The sequence below is a fragment of the Geodermatophilus siccatus genome, assembly GCF_900103785.1.
GTDB lineage: Bacteria > Actinomycetota > Actinomycetes > Mycobacteriales > Geodermatophilaceae > Geodermatophilus > Geodermatophilus siccatus.
On record NZ_FNHE01000016.1, the window covers coordinates 18,916 to 42,881 of the forward strand.

A 23,966-nucleotide genomic window follows, 5' to 3' on the forward strand; every position below is an offset into this window, starting at 1 on the left:
CCTCTCTCAGCGGGTGCGGGCGGCCGCGTCCTTCACGGCGGCCAGCAGCGACTCCCACTCGTGCAGCGTCGTCCGCGCCCGGCCGCGGGTGGCGCCCAGCGCGACCTCGGCGGCGTCGATGGCCCGCCAGTCCTCGAGCAGCACCGGGTCGGCGCCGTTGGCGCGCAGGGTCGTCACCAGGTCGTCGTCCCCGCTGCTGCCGGGGCGGACGACGCCGGCCGCGACGTCGGCCAGCAGGGTGGCCACCGTCTCGCGGGCGTCGTGCTTATTGGTGCCCACGACCCCGGTCGGCCCGCGCTTGATCCAACCGGCGACGTACTCGCCGGGGGAGGGCTCCCCGCCGCGCAGCACCCGGCCCAGGTCGTTGGGGACGGTGCCGCGGCGCGGGTCGAGCGGCAGCTCGGGCAGCTCGCCGCCGCGGTAGCCGACCGAGCGGACCACCAGGTCGGCCGGCAGCACGGTCGTCTGGCCGGTGCCCGAGGCCCGGCCGTCGGCGTCGACGACGGTGCGCTCGACCTCGACGCCGGTCACCCGGTCCTCGCCGAGCAGGCGCACCGGGCGGGAGAAGAAGCGCAGCGTCACCGTCGTCCGGCCCGGCTGCGCCGTGTGCTGCGCCCACTCCTGGAGCACCGCCAGGTTCCGCGACGCCACCCGGTCGGCCGCCACCCGCTCCTCGGCGGCCGGGTCGAGCTCCAGGTCGGCCGGGTCGACCAGCACGTCGGCCTCGGCCAGCTCGCCGAGCTCGCGCAGCTCCTGGGTGGTGAAGGTCGCCTGCGCCGGGCCGCGGCGGCCCAGCACCGTGACCCGCTCGACCGGGGCGCCGGCGAGGGCGTCGAGCACGTGCTGCGGCATGTCCGTGGGCTCCAGCTCGGCCGGGGTGCGGGCCAGCACGCGGGCCACGTCGAGCGCGACGTTGCCGACCCCCACGACGACGACCGACCGGGCACCTGCCAACGCCGCCTCGACCGTCGCCCGGTCGGCGTCGGGGTGGCCGGTGTACCAGGCGACCAGCGCGGTGGCGGCCAGGCTGCCGGGCAGCTCCTCGCCGGGGATGGCCAGCTGCCGGTCCAGCGCGGCGCCGTAGGTGTACACGACGGCGTCCACCGCGGCGTGCAGCTCGCGGCAGGAGAGGTCGCGGCCGATCTCCACGTTGCCGACGAAGCGCACCGCCGGGTGGTCCAGGGCCCGGTGCAGCGTGTCGCGGATCGCCCGCATCTTCGGGTGGTCGGGGGCGATGCCGTGGCGCACCAGGCCGAACGGGGTGGGCAGCCGGTCGATCAGGTCGACGGCGACCGGGACCTCCTGCTGCCGGGTGAGCGCCTCGGCGGTGTAGATGCCCGCCGGACCGGCGCCGACGACGGCCACCCGCAGCCGCGGGGGAGGGGACGGGGGACCGGGGTCTTCGGCGGCCGACACGTCACGCATCCTGTCCCGCCCGGGTGGGCGAGCACCAGGCTCCGGGAAGCCCGGGTCCAGGAGGCAGCCCGTGTCCGTCGTCTCAGACGCAGCTGTGGTCGTGGTCCAGTCCGCCGACGACGTACTGGGCGAGGACCACGTCCCCGCCGTCGACGAGCGGGTCGCACCGGCACGTGGCGCGGGCGCCGGCGAGGGAGCTCGCCCCGGCCAGCCAGCTGTCGAGGTGGTGCAGCGGGCTGTCCTCGGAGACCACGCCGACGATCCGCCGCCACTGGCGGCCGGTGGAGTAGAGGCCGACCTCCGCGCCGGTGGCCGCGAGCCGGGCGACCATCCCCTCGAGCGCCGCGCGGTTGCGGGCGCGGGCGGGTGCCGATCCGGTCTGCCAGGTGTTCGTCGTCTCGACGTCGAGCCACCAGGTGTGCTCCCCCGGGTCGGGGTCGACGTCGGCGGCCTCGGCGGCGGGGACGAAGAACTCCGTCACCGTGACCGCGGCGCGCTCCCACCCGTACTGCCACGAGCAGGCCCGGCTGTTGGTCCCCTCGCAGCGGCCGTACGGGGTGCGGCCGCGGGCGGGCCACGTGGTCACCTGGTGGCGGACCTGGCCGGGGTTGGCGGTGTTGACGTAGAGCTGCAGCCGCGGCTGGGCCGCCACCGCGCCGGTCGTCTCCTCCGCCGCCCACGCCAGCTGCTCGGCCAGGCAGGGGTTGGGCCGGGTCGCCAGCCCGCCGTTCACGCCGACGACGGCGAACGCCGGGTCGTCGGGCAGCGGGTCGCCGCACTGCGGGAAGGAGACGTCGTGGCCGACCTCGGCGTCCCTGCCCGGGTCGGCCGCCGCGACCGGCACACCGAGGGCCAGGCACGCCGCGGCGAGCGCGGCCACCCCGAGAGCACGCCCCCCGCCGGCCATGCTCCACGATAGGCCGGGAGGAGCCTCCGGTCACCGGGTCAGAGGGCCTGGCAGACCGGGCACCAGTAGAGGTTGCGGCCGACCATCACCTGGCTCTGCACCGGCGTCCCGCAGACCCGGCAGGGCAGCCCGGTGCGCCGGTACACGTAGTGCGCGTCCTCCCGCCGGACCGCGCCGCTGCGGCGGTCGCGGTGCTCCGGCCGGGTGGTGACGATCCGGCCCATCCGGACGCCGGAGCGCATGAGCACGACCAGGTCGGCCCACATCGCCGCCCAGGTGTCGGCGTCGACGTCCCGCCCCGGGCGGAAGGGCGAGACGCCGTGCCGGAAGAGGATCTCGGCGCGGTACACGTTGCCGACCCCGGCGAGCACCGACTGGTCCATGAGCAGCGCGCCGATCGCGGTGCGGCTGCCGGCGATCCGCCGGTGGGCTCCCGTGCCGTCGCTGCGCGGCCGCAGCGGGTCGGGGCCGAGGCGGTCGAGGATGCGGTCGACCTCCGGCGCGGTGAGCACCTCGCAGGCGGTGGCGCCACGCAGGTCGGTCCACACGCCCAGGCCGTCGGGCCCCTCGCCCTCCCAGCGCATCCGCAGCGCACCGCGCGGAGGCGGCGGGGTGCCCTCGCCGGAGGTGTAGGTGCCGTACAGGCCCAGGTGCACGTGCAGGGTGTCGGCGCCGAAGCAGGCGAACAGGTGCTTGCCGTAGGAGGTCACCTCGTCGAGCACCCGGCCGTCGAGCAGCGCCGCGCCGGCGGCGAAGCGGCCCTGCGGGCTGGTCACGTGCACCGGACGGCCGGCGAAGGCCAGCGACTGGTCCCGGGCCAGCCGGTGCAGCGTGTGTCCCTCAGGCACGGGCGGCTCGGCAGGTCATGCCCCCAGCTTCACCCCTGACCAGCAGCTCCGCCACGATGGGGCGGTGACCCAGGTGACACCGCAGCTGGCCCGCAGCGCCTGGGGGTCGCTGGAGACCCTCCACGTCGTCGCCTTCTTCGCCCCCGAGGTGCAGCGGGCCTACGACCGCTTCGGCGTGCCGGCGACCCGGGCCGGCTACTTCGCCGCCCGGTCGTCGGCGTTCGGCGCGGCCGACCCGGCGCTCGTGGTCGCCACCTTCTACGTCTTCTCGCCCGACCTCGTCGCCCGTGCGGTCCCGGCCGTCTGGGCGGCCGGGACGCCGGAGGAGTGGGCCACCGCGCGGAGGGACGCCGTCGGCACGGCCCTGCACCGGGTGCTCGGCGAGCCCGACGTCGCGGAGGTGCTGGAGCTGGCCCGCGAGGCGGTTGCGGGGCTGGGTGCGGCCGGGCGGCCCCTCTACGCGGCCTGGAGCGGCGCCGACTGGCCCGAGGACCCGCTGCTGCAGCTGTGGCACGCCGGCCTGCTGGTGCGCGAGCACCGCGGCGACGGCCACGTCACCGCGCTCATGGCCGCCGGGCTGGACCCCGTGGAGGCCCTGGTCACCGGCGGGCTGGCCTCGGGCAGCACCGACTTCGTGCGCACCACCCGGGGCTGGAGCGACGCGGAGTGGACGGCGGGGGAGCGGCGCTGCCGCGACCGCGGACTGGTCGACGACGGCGGCCTCACCGACGCGGGCCGTGCCCTGCGGGCGGACGTCGAGGCGACCACCGACCGGCTCGCGGTGGCCGGCTGGGCGCACCTCGGGGCCGACGGCACGCAGCGGCTGGTCGGGCTGGTGGCACCGCTGCGCGAGCGGCTGTTCGACTCCGGCCTGCTGCCGGACTGGATCCGCTCCCGCGGCTGATCAGCGCTCGCGCACCTGCTCGTAGCGTTCCAGGGCCACCCGGCGCTCCTCGGCGTGGTCGACGACCGGCAGCGGGTAGCCGCCGGGGACGCCGTCCGGCGCCAGCCAGGGCTCGTGCACGTACCTCGCCGGGACGTCGCGCAGCTCGGGCACCCAGCGGCGCACGTAGTCGCCGTCCGGGTCGAACTCCTTGCCCTGCCGGGTGGGGTTGAAGACGCGGTGGTAGGGCGAGGCGTCGGTGCCGGTCCCGGCGACCCACTGCCAGCCGTGGTTGTTGCTGGCCAGGTCGCCGTCGACGAGGTGCTGCATGAAGTACCGGGCGCCGCGCCGCCAGTCGACGTGCAGGTCCTTGACCAGGAACGACGCGACGATCATCCGGACGCGGTTGTGCACGTAGGCCTCGCCGAGCAGCTGGCGCATCCCGGCGTCGACGATCGGGTAGCCGGTGCGGCCCTGCGCCCACGCCGCGAACCGCGCGTCGGCGTCCGGGCCGGTGTCGTAGGTCATCGCGCGCATCCGCTCGTCCAGCGGCTCGCGGGCGGACTCCGGGCGGTGCCACAGGACGTCGGCGTAGAAGTCCCGCCAGCACAGCTCGTTGCGGAAGCTGTCGGCGGAGTCGGTGTCGAGGTCGTCGAGGTCGGCCAGCAGCGTGCGCGGGTGCACGCAGCCGTACTTCAGGTAGGCCGACAGCCGGCTGGTGCCGTCGGTGCCCGGGGTGTTGCGGGTGGTCCGGTAGCCCTCCAGCCGCTCGGCGCGGAAGGTCCGCCAGGCGGCGGAGGCGGCGGCCTCGCCGGCCGGGGGCAGCCGGACGCCGTCCAGGCCCGGCACCTCGGGCGGGTCCTCGGAGCGGACGCCGGTGCTCCACGGCACCGACCCCGGTCGCGGCGCGGGGGCCCGCCGGCCGTGCTCTCGCCAGGCCCGCGCGAAGGGGGAGAAGACGCGGAACGGCGTCCCGTCGGACTTGGTGACCCGGCCCGGCGTCACCGCGTACGGCGAGCCGGTGCGCACGAGGGGGACGTCGCCGAGGGCCCGCTCGACCGCCGCGTCGCGCTGCCGGCCGTAGACGCCGGTGTCGGCCGAGACGTGCACGCTGACCGCGTCCACCTCGCGGGCCAGGTCGGGCACGACCCGGGCCGGGTCGCCGGAGCGCAGCACCAGCGCGCCGTCCACCTGCCCGCCGAGGTCGGCGAGGCAGTCGAGGAGGAACTGCCGCCGCGGCAGTCCGGAGGGCCCCCACAGCCGGGGGTCGAAGACGAACAGCGGCAGGACGGCGCCACCCGGCCCGGCCGCCTCGCGGGCGTCGAGCAGGGCCGGGTGGTCGGCCAGCCTCAGGTCGCGGCGGAACCAGAGCAGCGCGGTGGGCACCCGGGGGAGCGTAGGCAGCCCTCGGTGGTCGCGCAGGCCGGACGACCGAGCGGATCAGCGGTCGGCGGTGGCCAGGCCGAAGTGCGGCCGGTCGTCGTCGGCGACGAGGTCGAGCTCCTCGGGGTGCTGCTGGATGTAGTGGCGCACGAACGAGCAGTAGGGCAGCACGGTCAGCCCGCGCTCACGGGCGGCGGCGAGCACGCCGGCGACGAGCGCCGAGCCGATGCCGCGGCCGCCGACGGACGGGTCGACCTCGGTGTGCGGCAGCGCCATCGTGCCGTTCTCGACGTGGTAGCTGGCCAGACCGACGACACGGTCACCGAGCCGGACCTCGAACCGTCCCCGGTCCGGGACGTCGACCACGCTCGTCTCCATGCTGGGTGTCCCCCTCCGCTCGTCCCCGGCGCCGTTGCCGGGACTCGACATGCGTGCAGAGACGGTAACGCCTCGGAACGCCGGGGAGTGCCGCCCCGCCGGGGACGTGTCGCCCTGGCGGGGGACACGCCGTGGCCGGATCGGGCGTGTCCGTGGCGCTGCACCCGCCGTTCCGGGACGTGTCCTCACGGCGGCGCTGACGCTCAGGGCCGTGGGTTCGTCCGCGTCCAGCCGCGCTCGTCCCGCCGTCCGCCGAGTGCGGCCCGGCAGCGCCGGCAGACCTCCTGCACCTCCTCGGCGTGGCGGCCGGACTCCGGCTGCACGTCGGCCCAGCTGACGTGCGGGAAGCGGGCCAGCCGCGACCGGCTCAGCGACAGGCCGCAGACCGTCTCGTTGCGGCCGCGCTCCCACGCGTGGACCTCGCCGGAGGGGTAGCGGATGCCGTCGTCGGGGTCGACCCACTGGCCGCCGGCCGCGACGGCCGCGTTGCGGAGTGCCATGGAGGGGCCGGTACCCGCAGCGGCCGGGTGCGCTCAGGTCCAGGTGCGGGCCGCGGCGGTCCAGCGGGACGTGGGCGAGGGCACCGCGGCGGACGGGGCGCGCCGGGTGAACTCGTCGGCGCTCGGGCGGCAGCCGCCGGGACAGTCGACCGCGACGGGGACCCCATCGCGCCAGCCCACCGCCGCGCACCGGCCGCAGGTCGGACACGTCTCCCAGGTGAGGCGCTCACCGGTGCTCATGCCGGTCACCTCCGCGCCGCGGCCTCCGCGACGGCGATGGGGGACCGGCGTCCTGGATTCGACCGACGGCTCCCCCGGACACGGCGGACGGTACCCACGGCGTCGCTGCGTAACCAGGGCCGAGGTGCCCCGGCAGGACTCGAACCTGCGGCACACGGTTCAGGGCTGCGTCCAGCGGGTGACCGGACGCTGTTGATCGTCAATGAACATCGCGGCTGAGCTGCGGTCATACCGTTCGTGCGCTGCGGTCCTCGAGGGCTTCGGCTGGACGTCCTGCGGACCGAGTGCGGCCATCGGCTCCAGGCCGATGACGGGAGCTGCCGCTTCCCGCCGGGATGGGCCACGGCCCACCCTTTCCCGACCGGTGCAGCCCGACGGGAGCCGGTTGCGGGAAGCGACCAGACGTGTGGACGGGCCCTGCCGACGGGTTGCTGGGTCGGTGCCAGCCTGGTCAGGGGTCGGCTCGGCGATCACGGTCGCATGCCCGCAGGGACAGCAGCCGGCGTGATCCCATCGCTCATGGTGGGCACCCAGCTCGGCCCGCACCGGAGGACAGCCGCCGAGCCGACTTTCCGAGATGGTGCGACGGCGGCTCACCTCGACCGAGGAGCCCGAGCAAGCCGTGGATTCGAGTGGCGCTCGACAGGTCAGGAACTCCAGTCGAAGGTGCCCGACGTGCCGGAGCCGCCGCTCTCCCATTCTCGCATGTCCGGTCCCGACCAGCTGCTGCCGTCACTTCGGGTCAGAGTGACGGTCCCGAGTGCGAACGCCGTGGCGGCCGCCGCATCCTGCACTGCCGTTGCCCTGCCCGTCGGGTCCTGCAGAGGCGCCTGGTACTCCACGCGACCGACATCCCCGATGCGCATCGACGGAGTCTCGCCGTCGTTCAGCTCGATCCTGGTGATCTCCGGAGGGAGCCACTCCGAGATCGTCCCCTGCCAGACGGCCTCGAGGTGCCCACCCCGCCTGCCGGAGAATATCTCCGCGAGTTCCGTCCGCTGCTCCTGGCTCGCCGACTCATCGAGATACAGACGGGCAATGCCGTTACCGCTGAAGAAGTCTGCAGGCCAATCGGCCCGGAAGACGACCTTCCCGCCGCGGAGGTCTACGCCGTCAGACTGTCCTTCTTGCACGTCGAAGAACAGGACCCCCGAACACCATCCCTGGTCGGGTTCGGCTGGGCCGAGCCAGCACGGGCACCACATCTTGCAGCTGCAGTGCTCCCACCATCGTCCCCTGACAGACCAGGCCATCGCTCCTCCCTGGTACGAGACCCCGCCTCACGGTGCACTCTCTTCGACACCAGGCAGTGCCTGAAGGGCTTGCTCGCGTCGTTCACTTCGGCGTGCCGACCTGCTGGGTCAGCGCGGACCGAACAAGACAGTGTTGCTCTGACAGAGGCATCGGTCCAGGGCCACTGGCTCTCAAGGCTGGTCGTCGGCTGGACTGCACGTCTGGGACGGAGTAGAGCCGGGCAGCGCCGCCTGCACCGCCGACGGCCTGGCCTTCCCGTCGCAGTCCGGCACGCCGCTTCGGGTGCAGGACTTCTGCCGGGGCCACTTCGACCGGGCAGCGGTTCCTGCTGGCATCGAGGGCCCGGTGCCCCACGAGCAGCGCCACACGGCCGCATCGCTCGCCATCGCCTCCGGCGCCTCACCTGAGGCGCCGGACAAGCCGCTGAGCTGCAGGTACGCCAGTGCCCCCGGCAGGATTCGAACCTGCGACACACGGTTTAGGAAACCGATGCTCTATCCCCTGAGCTACGGGGGCTCGTCGGCGCGGGGCCGACCGGGGCGTACCCGTCGAGGTTAGCGGGCCATGCGGCGGACCCCGTCCGCGGCGCCCTGTGGTGGCTACCGTCGTCCCCGTGGTCGTCCTGCTCTTCGAGCTGGTGGTGCTGCTGGCCCTCGTCGGCCTGCTGCTCTACGCCCTGGGCGTCTGGTCCGCGCGTCCGGCCGTCCCGCCGGCCGCCGGCCGGCAGCGCCTGTCCGGACGGGAGCAGGCCCGGCTCGCAGACGCGGTGGCCCGTGCCCGCTGGACGCCGGCGCACGACGAGGTGGACGGCGAGACGCGGGTGCTGCTGCGGCGGTCCTACCCCGGCCCCGACGGGCTGCCGGTCGTGCTCGAGGAGCGGGTCTACACGGCCTTCTCGTCGGCCGACCCGGCCTGGGAGTCGCTGTTCACCGAGGCGATGTCAGCCGCCCGGTTCCGGTGCTCGTTCTTGAACGCGGAGGAGTCCGCCGGCTGACCGGCCCGGCGGGCGGCCTCCTCGACGAGCCGCACGATGGTCCGCGGTCGGTCCGACTGGGGTGCGTGCCCGGCCCACAGCAGCGGGACGAAGCGGGACCCGGGGACCAGCGGCAGGTAGCGCACCGTCTGTCCCGAGGCGACCCAGTCGGCCACGCCCTGCACGAGGGTGACCGGGCAGTCGATGCGGTCCAGACCCCGCGGGACGTCGAGCAGCAGCCCCCACAGCAGGGTGCGCCAGAAGTCGCGGGAGTCGGCGAAGCCCTCGCGCGCCCCGACGGCCTCCTCGGCGGAGGTGCTCCACGGGCGCGCCTTGAGCGGGGCCAGCAGCGCAGCCCGGCCGAGTGCGGAGCGGGACAGCGGGTCGACCAGCGGCGCGATCGTGCGCAGGGCCACCCGAGCCAGGGTCATCCCGCCGCCCTGGAGGGCCCGCTCGGGCGGCATGTTGAGCCCGGACGGCGCGATCGCCACGACGGACCGCGCGCGGCCGCGGACGGCCAGCTCGAGGGCGACCCGGGCGCCCAGCGAGTTGCCGAGCACGTGCACCCGGCCGACGCCCTGGTCGTCGAGGGTCCGCTCGACCGCGTCGGTGATCGCGGCGACCGTGGGCCGCTCGTCGAGGGCCGGCGAGCGGCCGACCCCGGGCAGGTCGACGTCCAGGACGTCGAAGCGCTCGGCCAGGGACCCGACGACGGCGGTGAAGTCGCGCTGCGAGCTGCCCATGCCGTGGAGCAGCAGCAGCGGTTCGCCGGTGCCGGTGCCGGTGCGGGTGAGGGAGAGCGGTGCGGTCACCCTTCCTGGGTACCCGGGGCGGACTCCGGGCCGGGGTGAGTCTCCTCACGCCGCGTCGACCGAGGCAGCGGGCCGGGAGCCCACCCGGGACAGCCCCGTCGACAGCGCGATGGCGACCACGATGCCGATGACCGGCGGGATGCCGATGCCGAGCTCACCGCTGAGCCACGCGAGGGCGGCGGCCACCGCGTAGGCGAGCAGGTTCGGCCACCGCACCGCGGGCGGGATCGTGCCGGTGGGGATGCCGCGCCGCCGCCAGCGGGCGAGGAAGTCGCCGATGATGACGCCGCCCAGCGGGGGGATGAACGTGCCGAGCAGTCCCAGGTACTCGACGAGGTGGTTCTGCACCCCGGTGAGCGCGAGCACGGTGCCGACCACCGCGCCGCCGATCACGAACGGGCCCTTGCTGGGACGGTCGAACAGCTCGGCGCCGGCCACCCCGAAGGCGTAGGCCGTGTCGGCGTTGCTCTTCCAGAGGTTCCCGAACAGCAGCACCAGACCCCAGCCGACCAGCCCGAGCTGGTACAGGACCAGGACGAAGTCGCCCTCGCCGAAGGTCAGCGCCCCGATCGCGCCGAAGAACACCATGAGCCCGTTGCCGACGAGGAAGCCGATGACGCAGGCCCACACCGCGTGCGAGCCGCGCCGGGCGAACCGGGTCCAGTTGGGCGCCTGGGTGCCGGCGGACACGAACGTGCCGACGACGGTGGTGATGGCGACGGCGACGGCCATCGACGCCGTCGGCCGGACGCTCGTCAGTCCCCCGAGGCCGCCGACCTCCTGCAGCGACCGGCCGACCACCCAGAACGCCAGGACGAGGATCAGCGGGGTGGAGACCAGCGAGACCCAGTACATGCCGCGGTAGCCCCAGTAGGCCGTGGCGCACATCAGCACGCTGGTGAGGACCATGACCGCGGCCCGGGCACCGTACGAGCGCCAGTCCAGCGCCTCGGCGGTCAGGTCGCCGATGGTGCCGACGACGACCCCGTACCAGCCGATCTGCGTGCCGCCCAGCAGGATCGAGGCCAGCTTGGCACCGCGGGTGCCCAGCGTGTAGCGGGCCATGACGACGGTGGTGAGGCCGGTCCGCGCGCCGACCCAGCCCATCACGGCCACGTACGCACCGAGGATGAGCGAACCGGCGAGGATGACGAGCACGAGGTCGTCGAAGGCGAACGCCGGCCCCAGGGTGGCGCCGGCCAGCATCGTCGGGGTGAACACGGTGAAGCCGAGCAGCACGACCGCGATCGAGAAGAACGACTTCCGCGCGTGCGCCGGGACCGGCGTGACCGGGTAGTCCGGGTCGACGACCTCCGCCGTCGGGGCCTCGGACGCGGTCACGACTCCTCCCCGATGTCCTCGAGCCACAGCTCCGGCCGCTCGGCGAGCATCCGCTCCATGAGGGCGAGGCAGTCCGGGTCGTCCAGCACGTCGACCTGCACGCCGCGGGACCGCAGCAGCTCCTCGGAGACCTGGAAGCTGCGGTTCTCGCCGACGACGACGCGCGGGATGTCGTAGAGCAGCGCCGTCCCCGCGCACATGAGGCAGGGGGAGAGGGTCGTGTAGAGGACGCTGCGGCGGTACACCGACGCCGGCAGCCGGCCGGCCCGCTCGATGCAGTCGGTCTCCCCGTGCCGGATGGCGCTGGCCATCTGCACGCGGCGGTTGCGGCCGACGGCCAGCACCCGGTCGCCGTCCACCAACGCCGCACCGATCGGGACCCCGCCCTCCTCCCAGCCGATGCGCGCCTGTTCGACGGCCAGACCGAGGAAGAACCGGTCGCGCTCCTCCGGGGTCAGGTCGGCCGGGACGGTGGGCAGCGGCGGTGTGGTCACGGGCTCCTCCTCGCAGGACGGCGGCGGTGTGATGGTGCAGGGCGGGCCCGGGTCCCCGCACCGCGGGTCGTGGACGGCGGTGCCCGGTGCGGCCGCGCCCCGCGGACCGTCGTCCCCGCTGCCGACGGCGAGCCGGTCCGGCCCGCGGAGCGGCTGCCGTGCGCCGGCTGGCAGCCCTGGCGACGTCCCCGGTGGGGGCGACGGCAGGATGGGGGCCATGGGTCAGGTCGTCGCCACCGCGGAACGGGTCGTCCGAGCGCCGGTGGACCGGGTGCGGTCCGCTCTCGCCGACTACGAGGGGACGCGTCCCCGCGTGCTCCCCGAGCAGTTCAGCGGCTACCGGGTCGAGTCCGGCGGCCAGGGCGCGGGCACCCGTGTCGCCTGGCGCTTCGCCGCCACCTCCAAGCGGGTCCGCGACCAGCTGGTCGAGGTCGGCCAGCCCGACCCCGACACCCTGGTCGAGACCGACACCCGCTCGTCGATGGTGACCACCTGGACGCTGCACCCGGCCGACGCCGGGCTGACCACCGTCCGGGTGCGCACCACCTGGAACGGCGCCGGCGGCATCGGCGGCTTCTTCGAGCGCACCTTCGCACCCAAGGGGCTGCGCCGGGTGTACGAGGAGCTGCTGGGCCGGCTCGACCGCGAGGTCGCCACCTCCTGAGGTCGCGGCGCGGGTTGCCGGCGCGGGGGACCATGGCGGCGTGACCGCAGTCCCCACCGCCGTCGACCCGGCCACCGCAGACCCCGGCACCCTCGAGGACCTGGCCGCGCTCGTGGCGGACGGCGACGTCGTGGTCCTCTCGGGAGCCGGCCTGTCCACCGACTCCGGCATCCCCGACTACCGCGGGGCCACCGGGTCGCTGCGCCGGCACACGCCCATGACCTACCAGACGTTCCTGCGCGACCCGCGCGGCCGGCACCGCTACTGGGCGCGCAGCTTCGTGGGCTGGCCGCAGATCCGCGAGGCCCGGCCCAACGCCGGGCACGCCGCGGTCGCCGACCTGCAGCGGGCCGGGCTGGTGACCGGGGTGGTCACGCAGAACGTCGACGGGCTGCACCAGGCCGCCGGCGCGCGGGACGTCGTCGAGCTGCACGGCGGGCTGGAGCGCACCGTCTGCCTGGCCTGCGGGGACGTCGCCGACCGCGGCGAGCTGCACGAGCGGCTGCACGCGGTCAACCCGCACTTCGGGCCGCACGTCGACGAGGTCAACCCCGACGGCGACGCCGAGCTGCCCGACGAGCTGCTCGACGGGTTCGTCATGGTCGACTGCCTGGCCTGCGGGCGCGGTCCGCTCAAGCCCGACGTCGTCTTCTTCGGCGAGACGGTGCCGCGCGACCGGGTGGACACCTGCTTCGCGATGGTCGAGCAGGCCGGCTCCCTGCTGGTCCTGGGCTCCTCCCTGACGGTGATGAGCGGCTACCGGTTCGTGCTGCGCGCCGAGAAGCTCGGCATACCCGTCGGGCTGGTCAACCTCGGCCCGACCCGGGGTGACGCGAAGGTCGACGTCCGGGTGGACGCCCCGCTCGGCACGGTGCTGCCCGACCTGGTCCGCCGTCTGGCTGCGTGACGCGCGAGGTCGGCCGCACCGAGGACGGCCGCTGGCTGGTCGTCGACGGCCGGCGCTGGCGGGCGGCCGACCCCGCGCTGCCCGACGACGTCCGCGCCCGCCTGCTGCACCACCTCGGGGTGGCGCGCTCGGCGGTGCGGTCTGCCGGCCGCACCGGGGACGACGCCGCGCTGGCCGCCGCCCGCGCCCGGGTGCGGCTGGCCAAGACCGGGCTGGGGGAGCGCGGCACCGCGTGGTGGGAGCAGGACGACGCCGCGCGCCGGGCCCGCTGGGAGGCCGCCCTCTCCGCGTTGGACGCGCCGGGCGGTTGACCCCGCGTCGGTCCGGGAAGGAGGAGCCGCGATGCAGACCTTCCTGCCCGTCGCCGACTTCGAGGAGAGCGCCCGGCTCCTGGACTCGCCCCGCCTGGGCAAGCAGCGGGTGGAGACGCTCCAGGTGCTGCGGGCCCTCGAACTGCCCGACTACGGCTGGACGTCGCACCCGGTGGTCCGGATGTGGCGCGGGCGGACGCCGGCGCTCGTGGCGTACGGGCTGGCCATGGTCCGGGTGTGGCGGGAGCGCGGGTTCGCCGACACCACGCACACGCTGATCGCCGAGTTCGCTCCCGACGTGGTCGGCGTCCCGCAGGAGGAACTGGCCCGGGCCGGGATGCTGCCCACCTGGGTCGGGGACGAGGCGCTGCACCTGTCGCACCGGTCGAACCTGCTGGCCAAGGAGCCGGACTTCTACCGGCCGCTCTTCCAGCCGATCTTCGGCGTCGAGCCCGAGGATCTGCCCTACCTGTGGCCCGGGCCCGACGACGTCCCGCCCGCGCCGGAGCCCGAGGGCACCCGGGTGTGGGTGGTGCGCCCCCGCGCGCACAACGAGCTCGGCGCCTGCCTGGCCGCGGGCGTCGTCGGGCTGGGCACCCAGTCCGGCATCGACGTGGACGCCACCGGGCTGTCCCCGGCCGAGCTGCGGGCGCTCTCCAAGGAGATCTCCGGCCGCCGCCCGGCCAAGGACCTGCGCCAGCTCTCGGCCTTCCTCGACGAGGTCCGCCCCGGCGACCCGGTCGCGCTGCCCATCGAGCACGGCGCGGGGCTGCTCGTGGGGGAGGTGCTCGGGGACTACCTGTTCGAGGGCCGCGAGCTCCTGCCGCACCGCCGTCCCGCCCGCTGGGACCGCGTCGTGCCGCGCGCCGCCGCGCGTCCGCCGGCCACCCTGCAGGACCCTCGCGCGCTGTTCTCCGTCGTCATCGACCCCGACGTGCTGCCGCCGGCGCTGGCCGGCACCACCTACCGCGAGCCGGCGCTGCCACTGGCCTGACGGAGGACCCCGTCCTCCCCACCCCTCGCAGGCTCGGGACGGGGCCGGCCGGCCGCGAGGACGGTCCTCCACGCGGCGGCGTGCAGGCGGCGCAGCTCCAGCCACGGCGCCAGCTCGGCGTCGGAGGGGCCGCCGACCGCGTCCAGCGCGGCCCGGCCGTCGAGCCGGGAGGTGCTGCGCAGGCAGGCGAGGTCCCAGGCCCGGGGGCCCGCGCAGGTGTCCTCGAGGTCGGTCCACCGCCAGCCGCCGGGGGTGGCCAGCAGGTTGCCCGGGTGCGCGTCGCCGTGCAGCCGCACCACCTCGCCGTCCAGCCTCGGGCGGAGCTCCGCCAGCCGGTCGCGCAGACGGTCCAGCTGCGCCGGAGCGGCTCCCCACGCCCCGCCCACCGAGGCGAAGCGGGCGAGGTCGTCGAGCGGGGTGTCCAGCGGCGCGCCGTCCACCGGCAGCGCCGCGAGGGAGCCGTGCAGCTCGACCAGGGCGCGGGCCGCCTCGCCCGGCGACGGCACCGAGGGCAGCACCTCGACGTGCTGCCAGAAGGAGAGCTCGAGGCCCGCGTACCGGTGCGGCCCCGGAGGCAGCAGGTCGCTGGGCGGGACGACCGGCGCGCCCGCCGCCGCGAGGGCGCCGGCGACGGCCACCTCGCGGGCGAACGAGCGCAGCGGGCTGGTGCGCAGCAGCGGCGTCAGGGTCGCCACCCGCGCGACGACCGGCGCCGGCGCCAGGTGGACGACGACGTTGACGCCGTCCTGCAGCACCCGTGGCCCGGTCGAGCGGACCCCGTGCTCGGCGGCCACCGCACGGGCGGCGAGCAGGGCCCGCACCGCCCGGGCGGGCGCCGTCACGCGCCGGGCCGGCGCACGTTCTGCAGCCGCACCTGGCCGCGGGCGACCAGCTTGCCGTCGTCGGCCCGGGTGAGCAGCACCTGCCAGAGCTGCTGGGTGCGGCCCTGCTGCACCGGCTCGGCGACGACCTGCAGCCGCCCCTCGGTCATCGAGCGGATGAAGTCGGTGTTGTTGTTGACGCCGACGGCGAACTGCCCGCCGTCGGCCACCGCCACGCTCGCGCCGATGCTGGCCGCGGACTCGATGACGGCGCAGTAGAGCCCACCGTGGACGACGCCCCACGGGGTGTGCTGCTCCGGCCCGACCTGGACCGTCCCGGTCACGCGCGTGCCGCTGACCTCGCCGACCTCGAAGGCGGTGGCGGCGACGAAGGGACTGGCCGAGGCGAGGTCGACCGCGGGCAGGTCGGCGCTCACGCGGCGTCCCACACGAGGCAGAACGGGTGGCCCACCGGGTCGGCGTAGACGCGGAAGTCGCCCCCTCCGCCGGGCAGCGGCCGAGCGCCGAGCGCGAGCGCCCTGGGCTCGGCCTCCTCGATGTCGGCCACCCGGACGTCGAGGTGGAACTGCTGCGGGCGCTGCGGGTCGGGCCAGTCCGGGGGCGTGAGGTCCGGCGCCTGCTGGAAGGCCAGCCGGTACCCCTGGCCGGTGACGACGACCCAGTCGTCGCCCGGGGAGCCCTTGCTGACCTCCATCCCCAGCAGGTCGGCGTAGAACGTCGCGAGGGCGTACGCGTCCGGCGCGTCGATGACGACGGAGTGCAACTGGCCGATCATGGGCCCATCCTGCGGGCCGGGGGAGCGTCCGACCAGCGGTGATCCGGCCGCTCGCCGCGACGATCCGGCCACCGGGCAGGATCGCCCCGTGGACTCCTCGACCGCCCCCGGGCTCGGCTCGCTGACCTGGGTCCCCGCCGCCGAGCGGCCCGAGCTGCTCGCCGCCCCGGTGGCCGCGGCGCTGGGCGCGCTGACCGCCCCCGCCTGGGTCGCCGAGATCGACCCCGACCTCGCCGACACCGCCGCCTTCGCCGAGGCGTACGGGGTGCCGCTGGAGGTCTCGGCGAACTGCGTGGTCGTCGCCGCTCGCCGTGCCGGGCAGACGGAGCTGGCCGTGTGCCTGGTCCCGGCGACCACCCGCGCCGACGTCAACGGCCTGGTGCGCCGCCACCTCGGGGCCCGCAAGGTCTCCTTCGCGCCGCAGGACGTCGCCGTCGCCGAGAGCGGCATGGAGTACGGGGGCATCACCCCGCTCGGGTTGCCGCCGTCCTGGCCGGTGCTGGTCGACCCCGCCGTCGCGGCCGCCGACCTCGTCGTGGTCGGGTCGGGCACCCGGGGCAGCAAGCTGGCGGTGTCCGGGGCCGCGCTGGCCGCGCTGCCCGCCGCGGAGGTCCTCGAGGGACTGGGCCGCCCGGTGGCCGAGCCGCCGCGGCCGGCTCCGGCGGCGCCGGCCGAGCGGGCTCCCGACGACCGGGACGTCGGCTGGGGCGAGCGCCCCGAGGAGCTGTCGGCCGCCGACCGGCGCTACCTCGAGGACCGCCCGCCGCACTGGGGCAGCGACTGAGAGGACCCTCCTGCCCCGACCACTCGCAGGCTCGCGGCGGGACCCTGCAGGAGGGCCGCCCGTCCTCCTCGCCGTTCGCGAGCTCACGGCGAGCCTCTGGGTGGGCCGGGCTCCTCGCCGTAGGTGCGCCGCTCGAGGAGCGCCTCCGTCGGCAGCACGACGAGGGAGTGGACGACCGCCGCCCACCAGGTCGACCAGCGGGGTCCCCACGACTCGGCGAACCGGTCGACGACCGCGGTGGAGGCCGCACCGATGACCACGGCGACGGCGAGCTCGGCGACGTGGCCGCGCAGCAGGGGTTCCTCGAAGCCCTCGGGCCTCATCCACCCACCCCGGGCGCGAGCGGCCCGGCACCCGGCGTCGAGCGTGGCGGGAGGCTGAGGGTGAGCGTCGCGGTGGTGGCCGCGGCGGCGAGCCGGGCGGCGGTGTCGGCGTCGACGGCGAGCAGCAGCAGGCCGTCGTCCTCCGGCGCGGGGGTGGCCAGGACCGGCGCCCCGGCGGCGACCACCTCGGCGCGGGCGGCGCCCGGTGGCGCGGCCAGGACGTCGACCCGGTCACCGGGCTGCACCAGCGCGCTGACCGCGAGGTCGGCGGGGCGCACCGGCGCGGCGACCTGGCCGGGACCGAGCTGGGCGGTCGGACCGGCCCCGCCCAGGGCGGCGTCGGTGAGCGGCTCGCCGGACCGGACGCCGCCGGTGAGCACCTGGCCCACGACCGCGGCCGGGTCCTCGACCGTGCCGGCGGGGCGCAGCTCGGGCGGGTAGTGCGCGACGGCGACGTCCCCGGCGGCCAGGACGGCGCCGGCCGCGAGGTCGGCCGCGGCGACGACGACCGGGACGGCGGCCGGGGCGCTGGCCGGCGCCGGGGCGGGGCGCAGGGCCAGGACGAGGGCGGTGGCGGCGAGGAGCGCGGCGAGGACCTGGCGGCCGGTGTGCAGCGGCCGGCGCGGGCGGCGGAAGCGGACCATGCGCCCACGCTGGCCGCCCGCGACCGGCGGGAGGACGGCGGACGCCGGGTTGTGGACCCGGCGACCGCCTGTGGACCGCGGGTCAGCTGGCGGCGGCGTTGCTCGAGGAGGAGCTGGAACCGCTCGACGAGGAGGAGCCCGAGGACGACGAGGTGGACGCGGCGGGGGCGGCGTCCTTCTTGCCGTTGCCGTTGGACGACGAGCCGGACTCGCTCGACGACGCCTTGGAGCGGCTGTCGGTGCGGTAGAAACCCGAGCCCTTGAAGACCACGCCGACCGAGCCGTAGACCTTGCGCACCGCGCTGCCGCACTCGGGGCACTCGCTCACCGGAGCGTCGGTGAAGCTCTGCACCACCTCGAACTGGTGCTTCCCGTCGGGGTTGCTGCAGGCGTACTGGTACGTGGGCACGGTGGTGGTACTCCTCGTCGGACGGGCCGGGTTGGCACTCTCACCCGGCGACTGCCAATGATGCGCGTCGCCGCGGCATCCGTCCACGTGCTGTCGGCGAGTGTCCGGTGTGCAGGTTCCGCGAGGGCGACCGCGAAGTCGGTGAGTGCCGGGGTTGCGTCCACGAGGACGGCACTGCGCCGGTGCGAGGGTGACTTCGCGAGCGCGAGGGTGACTCTGCGGCGCCGAGCGGCGGCCGGGCGGGCTGACCGCGCCTTCCCGGCCGGACCGCTGCGCCGGCGACCCGACCACCCGAGCCGGAGGAGGATGCGGGCCTGACCGCGGTGGACGCCCGCGCCGACCGAGTCGCCGGAGCGGTACGGGGCAGCTCAGGCAGCGCACGGCCCTCGCTTCGGATCGTTCTCAGGCGTCGGTCTCGGCGGCCACCCGGGTCTGGGGGGTGGGGGCGGTCCGGCTGGCCAGCGGCGCGAGCCGGGTGCCGTCGATGTGGGGGTGGATGGCCCGCCCGAGCGGGTTGCTGGCGACCAGGTCCAGGTGGAGGTCCTGCACCAGCGCCGGCGTCGCCACCGAGTCCGGCACCGCCTGCACCCCGGGGTCCACGCTGCGCCGAGCGGGGCGCCGCGGTCTGCGGGTGGCGACAGCACGGGGATGGGCGGCGCGGACGAGGTCGGACAGGTGCTCGCGCTCCACGGCATCGAGCTGTAGCGCCCGGGCAACAACGCCTCCGAGCACGCCGTCATCGGCCTCACCCGCAGCGCCGCACCGGAGTACGCCCGCCGGGCGGAGGACCGCGTGTCGGGTAGGCCGGTCAGCGCGACGGAAACCGGTGGTTCTCCGCCCGGTGGAGCGAACGGCGGCCATCCACGCCGTCGAGGTCGGGGACGATCGCCCGCACCGTGCTCGCGCCCCTCGACGCCCGAGGCTCGGTCAGTCGCCGTCCGCGTCGCCGGAGCCGCCATCGACCCACGGCATCGGGTCGCCTCGCCAGTCGGCGGGTGGAGGAACCGGCTCGGACTGCACCTCGACCTGCTCGTCCAACGGCACCCGCGCGCTGGCGTGGAGCTCGTCCTCCGAGAGCCGATACCTGTTGTCCGTCATGGCCGCAGCCTGGCATGTGCGGGCGCGCGATCCGGCGCCCGTGCCCGCACTCCTCGTACTCGGTGCCCGTCCGCGATCGACGCTCGCACGCCGCAAGGCCCACACTCGCCGACACGTGCTGTCGGCGAGTGTCACCTCCGCGTGCGTGGCGAGGGCGAACGCGGACTGCGTGAGTGCCCGAGTGCGGTCGCCAGGGCGAGACTGCGGTCATCCGGGGGGCGGCTCCGCGGCCGCGAGGAGACCTCGCGGTGGTCGTCCGCTCGGCGGTTCGGCCCGGTGCTCGGGGTGGGCCGGGACCCGGCTGGTCGTGTCGGTCCTGGTCGCATGATCGGCGGCGTGCGTGAGGTGCCGCCGTCCGGCGAGGTCCGGAAGAGCGCCGCGGGCGCACCGACATCGACCTCCACGTCCTCACGGGAGCCGGCACCGCCGGTCGCACCGCGCTCGCGCTCACGGCTGGCCTCCCCCTCCGTCGTCAGCAGGACTGGCAAGGTCACCGGCCCGAGCGGCGCGGCCGCCACCGACCACCAGCCCTGGCCCATCGGGCGCAGCCGGCACCACCAGGCAGAAGGACTCACGATGAGCACCACCACACCGACCGCGCCGCCGCAGTAGCCATGTCCACCACCGACCGCGCCCCTACCGGCCCGATCCGCGGGATCATCGCCGGGTCGCTGGCGACCGGGGCGGCCACCGCCGCCGTCCTCACCCTGGTGGTCTTCGGCGGAGCACCCGAGCCCGTCATCACGGGGGCGGCGCTGCTCGGTTTCGCCCTCGGCTGGGCGATCCTGGCGGTGCTGTCGGCCCGGCTGACCGACCAGCCCCAGAGCTGGGCGTGGGTCCCGGCCGCAGGGCTGGGCGCGACGGGGCTCGGGCTCCTGGCCCTCACCCCCCACGACCGCGCCATCACCCTCAGCGGCTGGGTGTGGCCTCCGCTGCTCCTGTCGCTCGCCATCTGGATGGGCGTCCGCATCCGCCGCTCGCTGGCAGCCGGCGGGGGCCGCTGGCTGCTGTACCCCGTGGCCGCGATCGTGGCCGTGGCGGGCGTCGGCGGCATGGTCGAGACCGTCGGGCTGGCTCTCGACCAGCGCAGCCATGCCATGCCGGGGCAGTCCCACGACGTCGGCGGCTACCGGCTGCACCTGACCTGCACCGGCTCGGGCGGTCCCACCGTCGTGCTGCAGAGCGGGCTCGGTGAGATGTCGGCGAACTGGGCGCGCATCGTCCCCGAGGTCAGCCGCAGGACCCGGGTGTGCGCCTACGACCGCGCCGGGCAGGGCTGGAGCGAGGACGCCCCCCACCTCCAGGACGGGGTGCAGGCCGCCGCCGATCTGCACACGCTGCTGCGCCGAGCCGGCGAGAACGGACCGTACGTGCTGGTCGGGCACTCCATCGGCGGGAACCACGCGATGACCTACGCCGCCCGCTTCCCTGAGCAGGTCGCCGGCATGGTCCTGCTCGACGCGACCGACCCCTACCGCTCGGCGGACACCGGCTCGGCTCACGCCGGCCTGCCCGGCGCGGTCGCGCTGGCGCCCAGCCTGGCTCGGCTGGGCGTCGGCCGGCTGCTGCCGACGTCCTTCTGGTCCACGCTGCCCGAGCCGGCCGCTGGACAGGTGCAGGCGTTCGTCGCCAGCGCCCGCGGCTGGCGCAACACCTGCGACGAGATCGCCAGCATGCCGGCACTGCTCGACCAGGCCCGGGCGCTGACCGCTCTCGGGAGCACGCCACTGGTCGTCCTCACCGCCGCAGACCCGGATCCGAGCTGGTCGGCTGCTCAGGACCGGATGGCCGCGCTGTCGACCAACAACAGCCACCGCGTCGCCGACGCCACGCACGCTGGACTGCTGGAGGAGGAGCGAGGCGCCGAGGAGTCGGCGCGCGCGATCGCCGACGTCATCGACGCCGCGCGCAACGGTTCGCCGCTGGCGGGAGCCTGACCCTTCCTGGACCGACCCGTGGAGCACCGTGCCAGGTGCCTCCGCAGGAGTACGCGTGTTCCGCCCCTGGCGCAGCGCGGCTCGGATCCGGCCGAGCAGCCCGACCGCCTGCCGGACCACAGCCAGGCGATGACGAACGTGACCGTCGGGGTCCCGCCAGGACAGGCCGTCGGCGGCGACCGGTCGGGTGGCGTCCCGAGCGCGTGGAGACGCCCGTCCGCTCGATTAGGTAGACTGGTCTACCCAACATGGAGGAGGGGTCGCTCGTGTCCGGACGGAGACGCCGAGAGGGTGCCGGGATCGGCCGGCCGGCGGAGTCGGCCCGCGGCTCGGCCCGGGCCCGGTTGCTGGCAGCGGCAGCGGAGTGCTTCTACGACCACGGGGTGAACGGCACCGGGATCGACACCATCACCGCCGCGGCGGGCGTGGCGAAGATGAGCCTGTACAACAACTTCACCAGCAAGGACGACCTGGTCCTGGCCTACCTCGAGGCGCGGCACGAGGAGTGGCTGGACCTCTACCGCCGCCGGCTGGCCGGCGCGACCGACGCCCGCCAGCGGGTCGCCGCGGTCCTCGACGCCTACGTCGACCACGCCGAGATGGCCTACCAGCACGGGTTCCGCGGGTGCGGGTTGCTCAACGCGGCGGCCGAGTTGCCCGCCGGTGCGCCCGGGCGGCAGCTGGTGCGCCGGCACAAGGAGGAGGTCGAGGCGCTGCTGGCCGCCCACCTCGCCGAGCTGGACGGGGTGCCGGCCGAGCGGGTCGCCGACCTGGCGGAGCAGCTGTCCTTCCTGCTCGAGGGCGCGATGGCGCGGGCCGGGCTGGAGGGCGACTCGCGCCGGCTGCACCGGGTCCGGAACCTGGCCCTGCAGCTGGTGGACGCCGCCGCCGGCGGGGACGCGCGGTGAGGCGCGGGGAGGCGTACGGCAGCGCGTGCGTGCTGGCCGCGGCCCTGCTGTGGGGCACGACGGGCACCGCGGCGGCGCTGGCACCCGGCGTCGGGTCGCTGGCGGTCGGCGCGGCGGCGATGGGTGTCGGCGGCCTGCTGCAGGCGGCGGCCGCGCTGCGGGTGATCCGTGCCCACCGCGCCGGCCTGGCCGCGCAGTGGCCGACCCTGGCGGTGTCCGCCGCCGCGGTGGCGGTGTACCCCCTGGCCTTCTACACCTCGATGCGCCTGGCCGGGGTCGCGGTGGGCACGGTCGTGTCCATCGGCTCGGCGCCGATGGCGGCCGCCCTCGTCGAGCGCGTCGTCGACCGCCGGCCGCTGTCCCGCCGCTGGGCGCTCGGCGCCACCGTGGGGGTGCTCGGCGTGCTGGCGCTGGCCATCGCCCGCGCAGGCGAGGAGGCGGCGACCGGCGCTCCCGGTGCGCAGCCCGTGCTGGGCATCGCGCTGGGCCTGCTGGCCGGCCTGACCTACGCCCTGTACTCCTGGGGCGCCGCGCGGGCGATGCGCACGGGGCTGCCCTCCCGCCCGGTCATGGGCGCCGTCTTCGGGGTCGGCGGCGTCCTGCTGTCGCCGGTCCTGCTGCTCACCGGCGCTCCCATCGTCGCGTCCTGGCCGAACTTCGCGGCCGTGGCCTACCTGGCCCTCGTGCCGATGTTCGTCGGCTACGTGCTGTTCGGCCGGGGTCTGGCCGCCGTCCCCGCGAGCACCGCCACCGCGCTCTCCCTGCTCGAGCCGGCCGTCGCCGCGGTCATCGCCGTCCTCGTCCTGCACGAACGACTGCCGGCCCTGGGCTGGGTGGGCATGGGGGTCCTGCTCGCCAGCCTCGTGGTGCTGACCGCGGCGCCGAGCCGGCAGCACCAGGACACAGGGAGCACTCCGCTCCCGGTGCCTCCACGCGCGGTCGACCCCGTCCCGTGAGCCCGTCGTCGGAGCGGTCGACGTCCGGCGGGGCGGGTAGTCAGCCGACCATCGCTGCTGCGACGACCAGGTCCTGCCAGGACATGCCGACGCTCTTGAAGACCAGCGGCCGGTCGGCCGGCGGGGGCACCGCGCCGGTCACGAGGTCGCGCACGGGCACGAGGTCGGCGGCGGCCAGCGTGCCCTCGGCGATCGCCAGCACCACGTCCCCGGCCTCGCGCAGCGCGGTGGCGACGTCCTCGACCACCACGGTGGCCCGGCCCAGGAGCGGCGCGTCCAGTTCGCGGGCGTCGGGCTCGTGCGAGCCGACCGCGACCACCACGGCGTCGTCGCGCAGCAGGCTCGAGTCGAACAGCGGCGATCGGGCCGAGGTCGCGCAGACGACGACGTCCGCGGCCCGCAACGCCTCGTCGGCGTCCGCGGAGCCGAGCCGCACCGCGTCCAGCGGGGTCCGGGACGGGTCGCGGACCAGGTGGGTGGCGCGGGCCAGCGGGCGGACGGCGGCCAACGTGGCGACGTGCCCGGTGGCCTGCGGCCCGGCTCCGACCACCGCCACCCGCAGCGGCCGGTCGGGCAGGGCCGGGAGGACGGCGGCGACCGACACGGCCGGGGTGCGCAGCGTGGTCAGCGCCGTGCCGTCGAGCACCGCGCGCAGCGCGAGGGTCTCCCCGTCGAAGAGCAGGTAGACGGCCTGGATGCGGGGCAGGCCGCGGGCCGGGTTGCCCGGGGCGACGGTGACGACCTTGACCCCGGCCGCGGCCGGGGCCTCGGACGGCATGAGCAGGAACTGGCCGTGTGCGAGGCCGACCGCCGAGCGGGGTGTGTCGGTGGCGGGGTCGAGACCGCCGCGGAGCGCGTCGGTGATCGCCCGGACCGCACCGGTCGGGCCGAGCGCGGCGACGGCGGCCGCGTCGAGGAACCTCACCGCAGCACGAACCCGGCGACGTCCACGGTCCCGAGCGCCCGGCCCGTGAACGGTTCCCCG

At 75.8% G+C, this 23,966-nt stretch carries 30 protein-coding genes and 1 tRNA gene; 10 read left to right on the top strand and 21 right to left on the bottom strand.

What is annotated here, in order from left to right; all coding sequences use genetic code 11:
• Nucleotides 1–6 precede the first annotated feature (6 nt).
• The 3 genes from BLS21_RS22290 to BLS21_RS22300 form a co-directional block, all read right to left on the bottom strand.
• Nucleotides 7–1,416, bottom strand: a complete 1,410-nt coding sequence (locus BLS21_RS22290; protein ID WP_175479702.1) for an FAD-dependent oxidoreductase — start codon at nt 1,414–1,416, stop codon at nt 7–9.
• Nucleotides 1,417–1,498: 82 nt separating this feature from the next.
• On the bottom strand, nt 1,499–2,296 hold the full coding sequence (locus tag BLS21_RS22295; RefSeq protein WP_217636243.1) for a glycoside hydrolase family 25 domain-containing protein: 798 nt from the start codon (nt 2,294–2,296) through the stop codon (nt 1,499–1,501).
• Nucleotides 2,297–2,361: 65 nt separating this feature from the next.
• Complete coding sequence (locus BLS21_RS22300) at nt 2,362–3,171, bottom strand: Fpg/Nei family DNA glycosylase (RefSeq protein ID WP_091223667.1); 810 nt, start codon at nt 3,169–3,171, stop codon at nt 2,362–2,364.
• A gap of 64 nt (nt 3,172–3,235) precedes the next feature.
• On the opposite strand from BLS21_RS22300, the gene BLS21_RS22305 reads away from it, so the two are divergent.
• The gene (locus BLS21_RS22305; RefSeq protein WP_091223669.1) at nt 3,236–4,075 is read left to right on the top strand and encodes an SCO6745 family protein; all 840 of its coding nucleotides are present in this window, start codon (nt 3,236–3,238) and stop codon (nt 4,073–4,075) included.
• Here the strand turns inward: BLS21_RS22305 and BLS21_RS22310 are convergent, their stop codons facing one another.
• From BLS21_RS22310 to BLS21_RS22335, 6 genes are all read right to left on the bottom strand, one after another.
• Nucleotides 4,076–5,440 carry a cryptochrome/photolyase family protein gene (locus BLS21_RS22310; protein WP_091223671.1) on the bottom strand — a complete coding sequence of 455 codons (1,365 nt, stop codon included), beginning with the start codon at nt 5,438–5,440 and terminating at the stop codon, nt 4,076–4,078.
• A 54-nt stretch (nt 5,441–5,494) separates the two neighbouring features.
• Nucleotides 5,495–5,866: a GNAT family N-acetyltransferase gene (locus tag BLS21_RS22315; protein ID WP_245700675.1), complete on the bottom strand. Its 372-nt coding sequence runs from the start codon at nt 5,864–5,866 to the stop codon at nt 5,495–5,497.
• Between the two features lie 152 nt (nt 5,867–6,018).
• Entirely contained in the window at nt 6,019–6,315 is a 297-nt protein-coding gene (locus BLS21_RS22320; protein ID WP_091223675.1) for a hypothetical protein, read from the bottom strand.
• Between the two features lie 33 nt (nt 6,316–6,348).
• The gene (locus BLS21_RS22325; RefSeq protein ID WP_139177252.1) at nt 6,349–6,555 is read right to left on the bottom strand and encodes a hypothetical protein; all 207 of its coding nucleotides are present in this window, start codon (nt 6,553–6,555) and stop codon (nt 6,349–6,351) included.
• Nucleotides 6,556–7,202: 647 nt separating this feature from the next.
• Nucleotides 7,203–7,808 carry a DUF1326 domain-containing protein gene (locus tag BLS21_RS22330; protein WP_091223680.1) on the bottom strand — a complete coding sequence of 202 codons (606 nt, stop codon included), beginning with the start codon at nt 7,806–7,808 and terminating at the stop codon, nt 7,203–7,205.
• A gap of 444 nt (nt 7,809–8,252) precedes the next feature.
• Nucleotides 8,253–8,325, bottom strand: a tRNA-Arg gene (locus tag BLS21_RS22335).
• 97 nt (nt 8,326–8,422) lie between these two features.
• On the opposite strand from BLS21_RS22335, the gene BLS21_RS22340 reads away from it, so the two are divergent.
• Nucleotides 8,423–8,803 carry a hypothetical protein gene (locus BLS21_RS22340; RefSeq protein ID WP_139177253.1) on the top strand — a complete coding sequence of 127 codons (381 nt, stop codon included), beginning with the start codon at nt 8,423–8,425 and terminating at the stop codon, nt 8,801–8,803.
• On the opposite strand, the gene BLS21_RS22345 is transcribed toward BLS21_RS22340, so the two are convergent.
• The 3 genes from BLS21_RS22345 to BLS21_RS22355 are packed head-to-tail and all read right to left on the bottom strand — an operon-like array spanning nt 8,692 to nt 11,429.
• The gene (locus BLS21_RS22345) at nt 8,692–9,594 is read right to left on the bottom strand and encodes an alpha/beta fold hydrolase (protein ID WP_245700678.1); all 903 of its coding nucleotides are present in this window, start codon (nt 9,592–9,594) and stop codon (nt 8,692–8,694) included. The two genes, BLS21_RS22340 and BLS21_RS22345, sit on opposite strands and share 112 nt — an antisense overlap.
• A 45-nt stretch (nt 9,595–9,639) precedes the next feature.
• Nucleotides 9,640–10,935, bottom strand: coding sequence for a cytosine permease (codB, locus tag BLS21_RS22350; protein WP_175479703.1), 1,296 nt, complete (start codon nt 10,933–10,935; stop codon nt 9,640–9,642).
• Nucleotides 10,932–11,429 (bottom strand): nucleoside deaminase, encoded by a 498-nt coding sequence (locus BLS21_RS22355; RefSeq protein ID WP_217636244.1) that lies wholly within the window; start codon nt 11,427–11,429, stop codon nt 10,932–10,934. The genes codB and BLS21_RS22355 overlap by 4 nt, the downstream gene beginning before the upstream one ends.
• A 217-nt stretch (nt 11,430–11,646) precedes the next feature.
• Here BLS21_RS22355 and BLS21_RS22360 point away from each other — a divergent pair, with 217 nt between their 5' ends.
• Genes BLS21_RS22360 through BLS21_RS22375 form a run of 4 tightly spaced genes read left to right on the top strand, consistent with a single transcriptional unit; the run spans nt 11,647 to nt 14,305 of the window.
• Nucleotides 11,647–12,093 (top strand): SRPBCC family protein, encoded by a 447-nt coding sequence (locus BLS21_RS22360; protein WP_091223685.1) that lies wholly within the window; start codon nt 11,647–11,649, stop codon nt 12,091–12,093.
• 40 nt (nt 12,094–12,133) lie between these two features.
• Nucleotides 12,134–13,000, top strand: a complete 867-nt coding sequence (locus BLS21_RS22365) for an NAD-dependent protein deacetylase (protein ID WP_091223687.1) — start codon at nt 12,134–12,136, stop codon at nt 12,998–13,000.
• On the top strand, nt 12,997–13,311 hold the full coding sequence (locus BLS21_RS22370) for a biopolymer transporter Tol (protein WP_091223689.1): 315 nt from the start codon (nt 12,997–12,999) through the stop codon (nt 13,309–13,311). The genes BLS21_RS22365 and BLS21_RS22370 overlap by 4 nt, the downstream gene beginning before the upstream one ends.
• A gap of 31 nt (nt 13,312–13,342) precedes the next feature.
• Nucleotides 13,343–14,305, top strand: coding sequence for an MSMEG_6728 family protein (locus BLS21_RS22375; protein ID WP_091223691.1), 963 nt, complete (start codon nt 13,343–13,345; stop codon nt 14,303–14,305).
• On the opposite strand, the gene BLS21_RS22380 is transcribed toward BLS21_RS22375, so the two are convergent.
• The 3 genes from BLS21_RS22380 to BLS21_RS22390 are packed head-to-tail and all read right to left on the bottom strand — an operon-like array spanning nt 14,275 to nt 15,922.
• Entirely contained in the window at nt 14,275–15,147 is an 873-nt protein-coding gene (locus tag BLS21_RS22380) for a phosphotransferase family protein (protein ID WP_091223693.1), read from the bottom strand. The two genes, BLS21_RS22375 and BLS21_RS22380, sit on opposite strands and share 31 nt — an antisense overlap.
• Complete coding sequence (locus tag BLS21_RS22385) at nt 15,144–15,563, bottom strand: PaaI family thioesterase (RefSeq protein WP_217636245.1); 420 nt, start codon at nt 15,561–15,563, stop codon at nt 15,144–15,146. Before BLS21_RS22385 ends, BLS21_RS22380 begins: the two co-directional genes overlap by 4 nt.
• The gene (locus BLS21_RS22390; RefSeq protein WP_091223695.1) at nt 15,560–15,922 is read right to left on the bottom strand and encodes a VOC family protein; all 363 of its coding nucleotides are present in this window, start codon (nt 15,920–15,922) and stop codon (nt 15,560–15,562) included. The genes BLS21_RS22385 and BLS21_RS22390 overlap by 4 nt, the downstream gene beginning before the upstream one ends.
• 88 nt (nt 15,923–16,010) lie before the next feature.
• Between BLS21_RS22390 and BLS21_RS22395 the strand changes: the two genes are divergently transcribed.
• Nucleotides 16,011–16,706, top strand: a complete 696-nt coding sequence (locus BLS21_RS22395) for a YbaK/EbsC family protein (RefSeq protein ID WP_091223697.1) — start codon at nt 16,011–16,013, stop codon at nt 16,704–16,706.
• A gap of 83 nt (nt 16,707–16,789) precedes the next feature.
• Here the strand turns inward: BLS21_RS22395 and BLS21_RS22400 are convergent, their stop codons facing one another.
• The 5 genes from BLS21_RS22400 to BLS21_RS25390 form a co-directional block, all read right to left on the bottom strand.
• Nucleotides 16,790–17,029, bottom strand: coding sequence for an MscL family protein (locus BLS21_RS22400; protein WP_091223699.1), 240 nt, complete (start codon nt 17,027–17,029; stop codon nt 16,790–16,792).
• Nucleotides 17,026–17,673 (bottom strand): Flp pilus assembly protein CpaB, encoded by a 648-nt coding sequence (gene cpaB / locus BLS21_RS22405; RefSeq protein WP_091223701.1) that lies wholly within the window; start codon nt 17,671–17,673, stop codon nt 17,026–17,028. The genes BLS21_RS22400 and cpaB overlap by 4 nt, the downstream gene beginning before the upstream one ends.
• Nucleotides 17,674–17,755: 82 nt before the next feature.
• On the bottom strand, nt 17,756–18,082 hold the full coding sequence (locus BLS21_RS22410) for an FmdB family zinc ribbon protein (protein WP_091223703.1): 327 nt from the start codon (nt 18,080–18,082) through the stop codon (nt 17,756–17,758).
• A gap of 402 nt (nt 18,083–18,484) precedes the next feature.
• A complete protein-coding gene (locus tag BLS21_RS22415) occupies nt 18,485–18,772 on the bottom strand; it encodes a hypothetical protein (RefSeq protein ID WP_091223705.1) in 288 nt (95 codons plus the stop codon).
• Between the two features lie 237 nt (nt 18,773–19,009).
• Nucleotides 19,010–19,180 carry a hypothetical protein gene (locus BLS21_RS25390; protein ID WP_175479704.1) on the bottom strand — a complete coding sequence of 57 codons (171 nt, stop codon included), beginning with the start codon at nt 19,178–19,180 and terminating at the stop codon, nt 19,010–19,012.
• Between the two features lie 614 nt (nt 19,181–19,794).
• Between BLS21_RS25390 and BLS21_RS26300 the strand changes: the two genes are divergently transcribed.
• The 3 genes from BLS21_RS26300 (at nt 19,795) to BLS21_RS22435 (ending at nt 22,981) form a co-directional block, all read left to right on the top strand.
• The gene (locus tag BLS21_RS26300; protein ID WP_091223709.1) at nt 19,795–21,117 is read left to right on the top strand and encodes an alpha/beta fold hydrolase; all 1,323 of its coding nucleotides are present in this window, start codon (nt 19,795–19,797) and stop codon (nt 21,115–21,117) included.
• Nucleotides 21,118–21,383: 266 nt separating this feature from the next.
• On the top strand, nt 21,384–22,025 hold the full coding sequence (locus BLS21_RS26305) for a TetR/AcrR family transcriptional regulator (RefSeq protein WP_281241967.1): 642 nt from the start codon (nt 21,384–21,386) through the stop codon (nt 22,023–22,025).
• The gene (locus BLS21_RS22435) at nt 22,022–22,981 is read left to right on the top strand and encodes a DMT family transporter (RefSeq protein ID WP_217636246.1); all 960 of its coding nucleotides are present in this window, start codon (nt 22,022–22,024) and stop codon (nt 22,979–22,981) included. The genes BLS21_RS26305 and BLS21_RS22435 overlap by 4 nt, the downstream gene beginning before the upstream one ends.
• 40 nt (nt 22,982–23,021) lie before the next feature.
• On the opposite strand, the gene BLS21_RS22440 is transcribed toward BLS21_RS22435, so the two are convergent.
• On the bottom strand, nt 23,022–23,906 hold the full coding sequence (locus BLS21_RS22440) for an ornithine cyclodeaminase family protein (protein WP_091223713.1): 885 nt from the start codon (nt 23,904–23,906) through the stop codon (nt 23,022–23,024).
• Nucleotides 23,907–23,966: the final 60 nt, after the last annotated feature.

Coding starts and splice junctions, on each gene's coding strand:
- BLS21_RS22315 (WP_245700675.1), bottom strand. CDS start 5,866: ATGTCGAGTCCCGGCAACGGCGCCGGGGACGAGCGGAGGGGGACACCC.
- BLS21_RS22320 (WP_091223675.1), bottom strand. CDS start 6,315: ATGGCACTCCGCAACGCGGCCGTCGCGGCCGGCGGCCAGTGGGTCGAC.
- BLS21_RS22325 (WP_139177252.1), bottom strand. CDS start 6,555: ATGAGCACCGGTGAGCGCCTCACCTGGGAGACGTGTCCGACCTGCGGC.
- BLS21_RS22330 (WP_091223680.1), bottom strand. CDS start 7,808: ATGGCCTGGTCTGTCAGGGGACGATGGTGGGAGCACTGCAGCTGCAAG.
- BLS21_RS22360 (WP_091223685.1), top strand. CDS start 11,647: ATGGGTCAGGTCGTCGCCACCGCGGAACGGGTCGTCCGAGCGCCGGTG.
- BLS21_RS22375 (WP_091223691.1), top strand. CDS start 13,343: ATGCAGACCTTCCTGCCCGTCGCCGACTTCGAGGAGAGCGCCCGGCTC.
- BLS21_RS22390 (WP_091223695.1), bottom strand. CDS start 15,922: ATGATCGGCCAGTTGCACTCCGTCGTCATCGACGCGCCGGACGCGTAC.
- BLS21_RS22400 (WP_091223699.1), bottom strand. CDS start 17,029: ATGAGGCCCGAGGGCTTCGAGGAACCCCTGCTGCGCGGCCACGTCGCC.
- cpaB (WP_091223701.1), bottom strand. CDS start 17,673: ATGGTCCGCTTCCGCCGCCCGCGCCGGCCGCTGCACACCGGCCGCCAG.
- BLS21_RS25390 (WP_175479704.1), bottom strand. CDS start 19,180: ATGACGGACAACAGGTATCGGCTCTCGGAGGACGAGCTCCACGCCAGC.
- BLS21_RS26300 (WP_091223709.1), top strand. CDS start 19,795: ATGTCCACCACCGACCGCGCCCCTACCGGCCCGATCCGCGGGATCATC.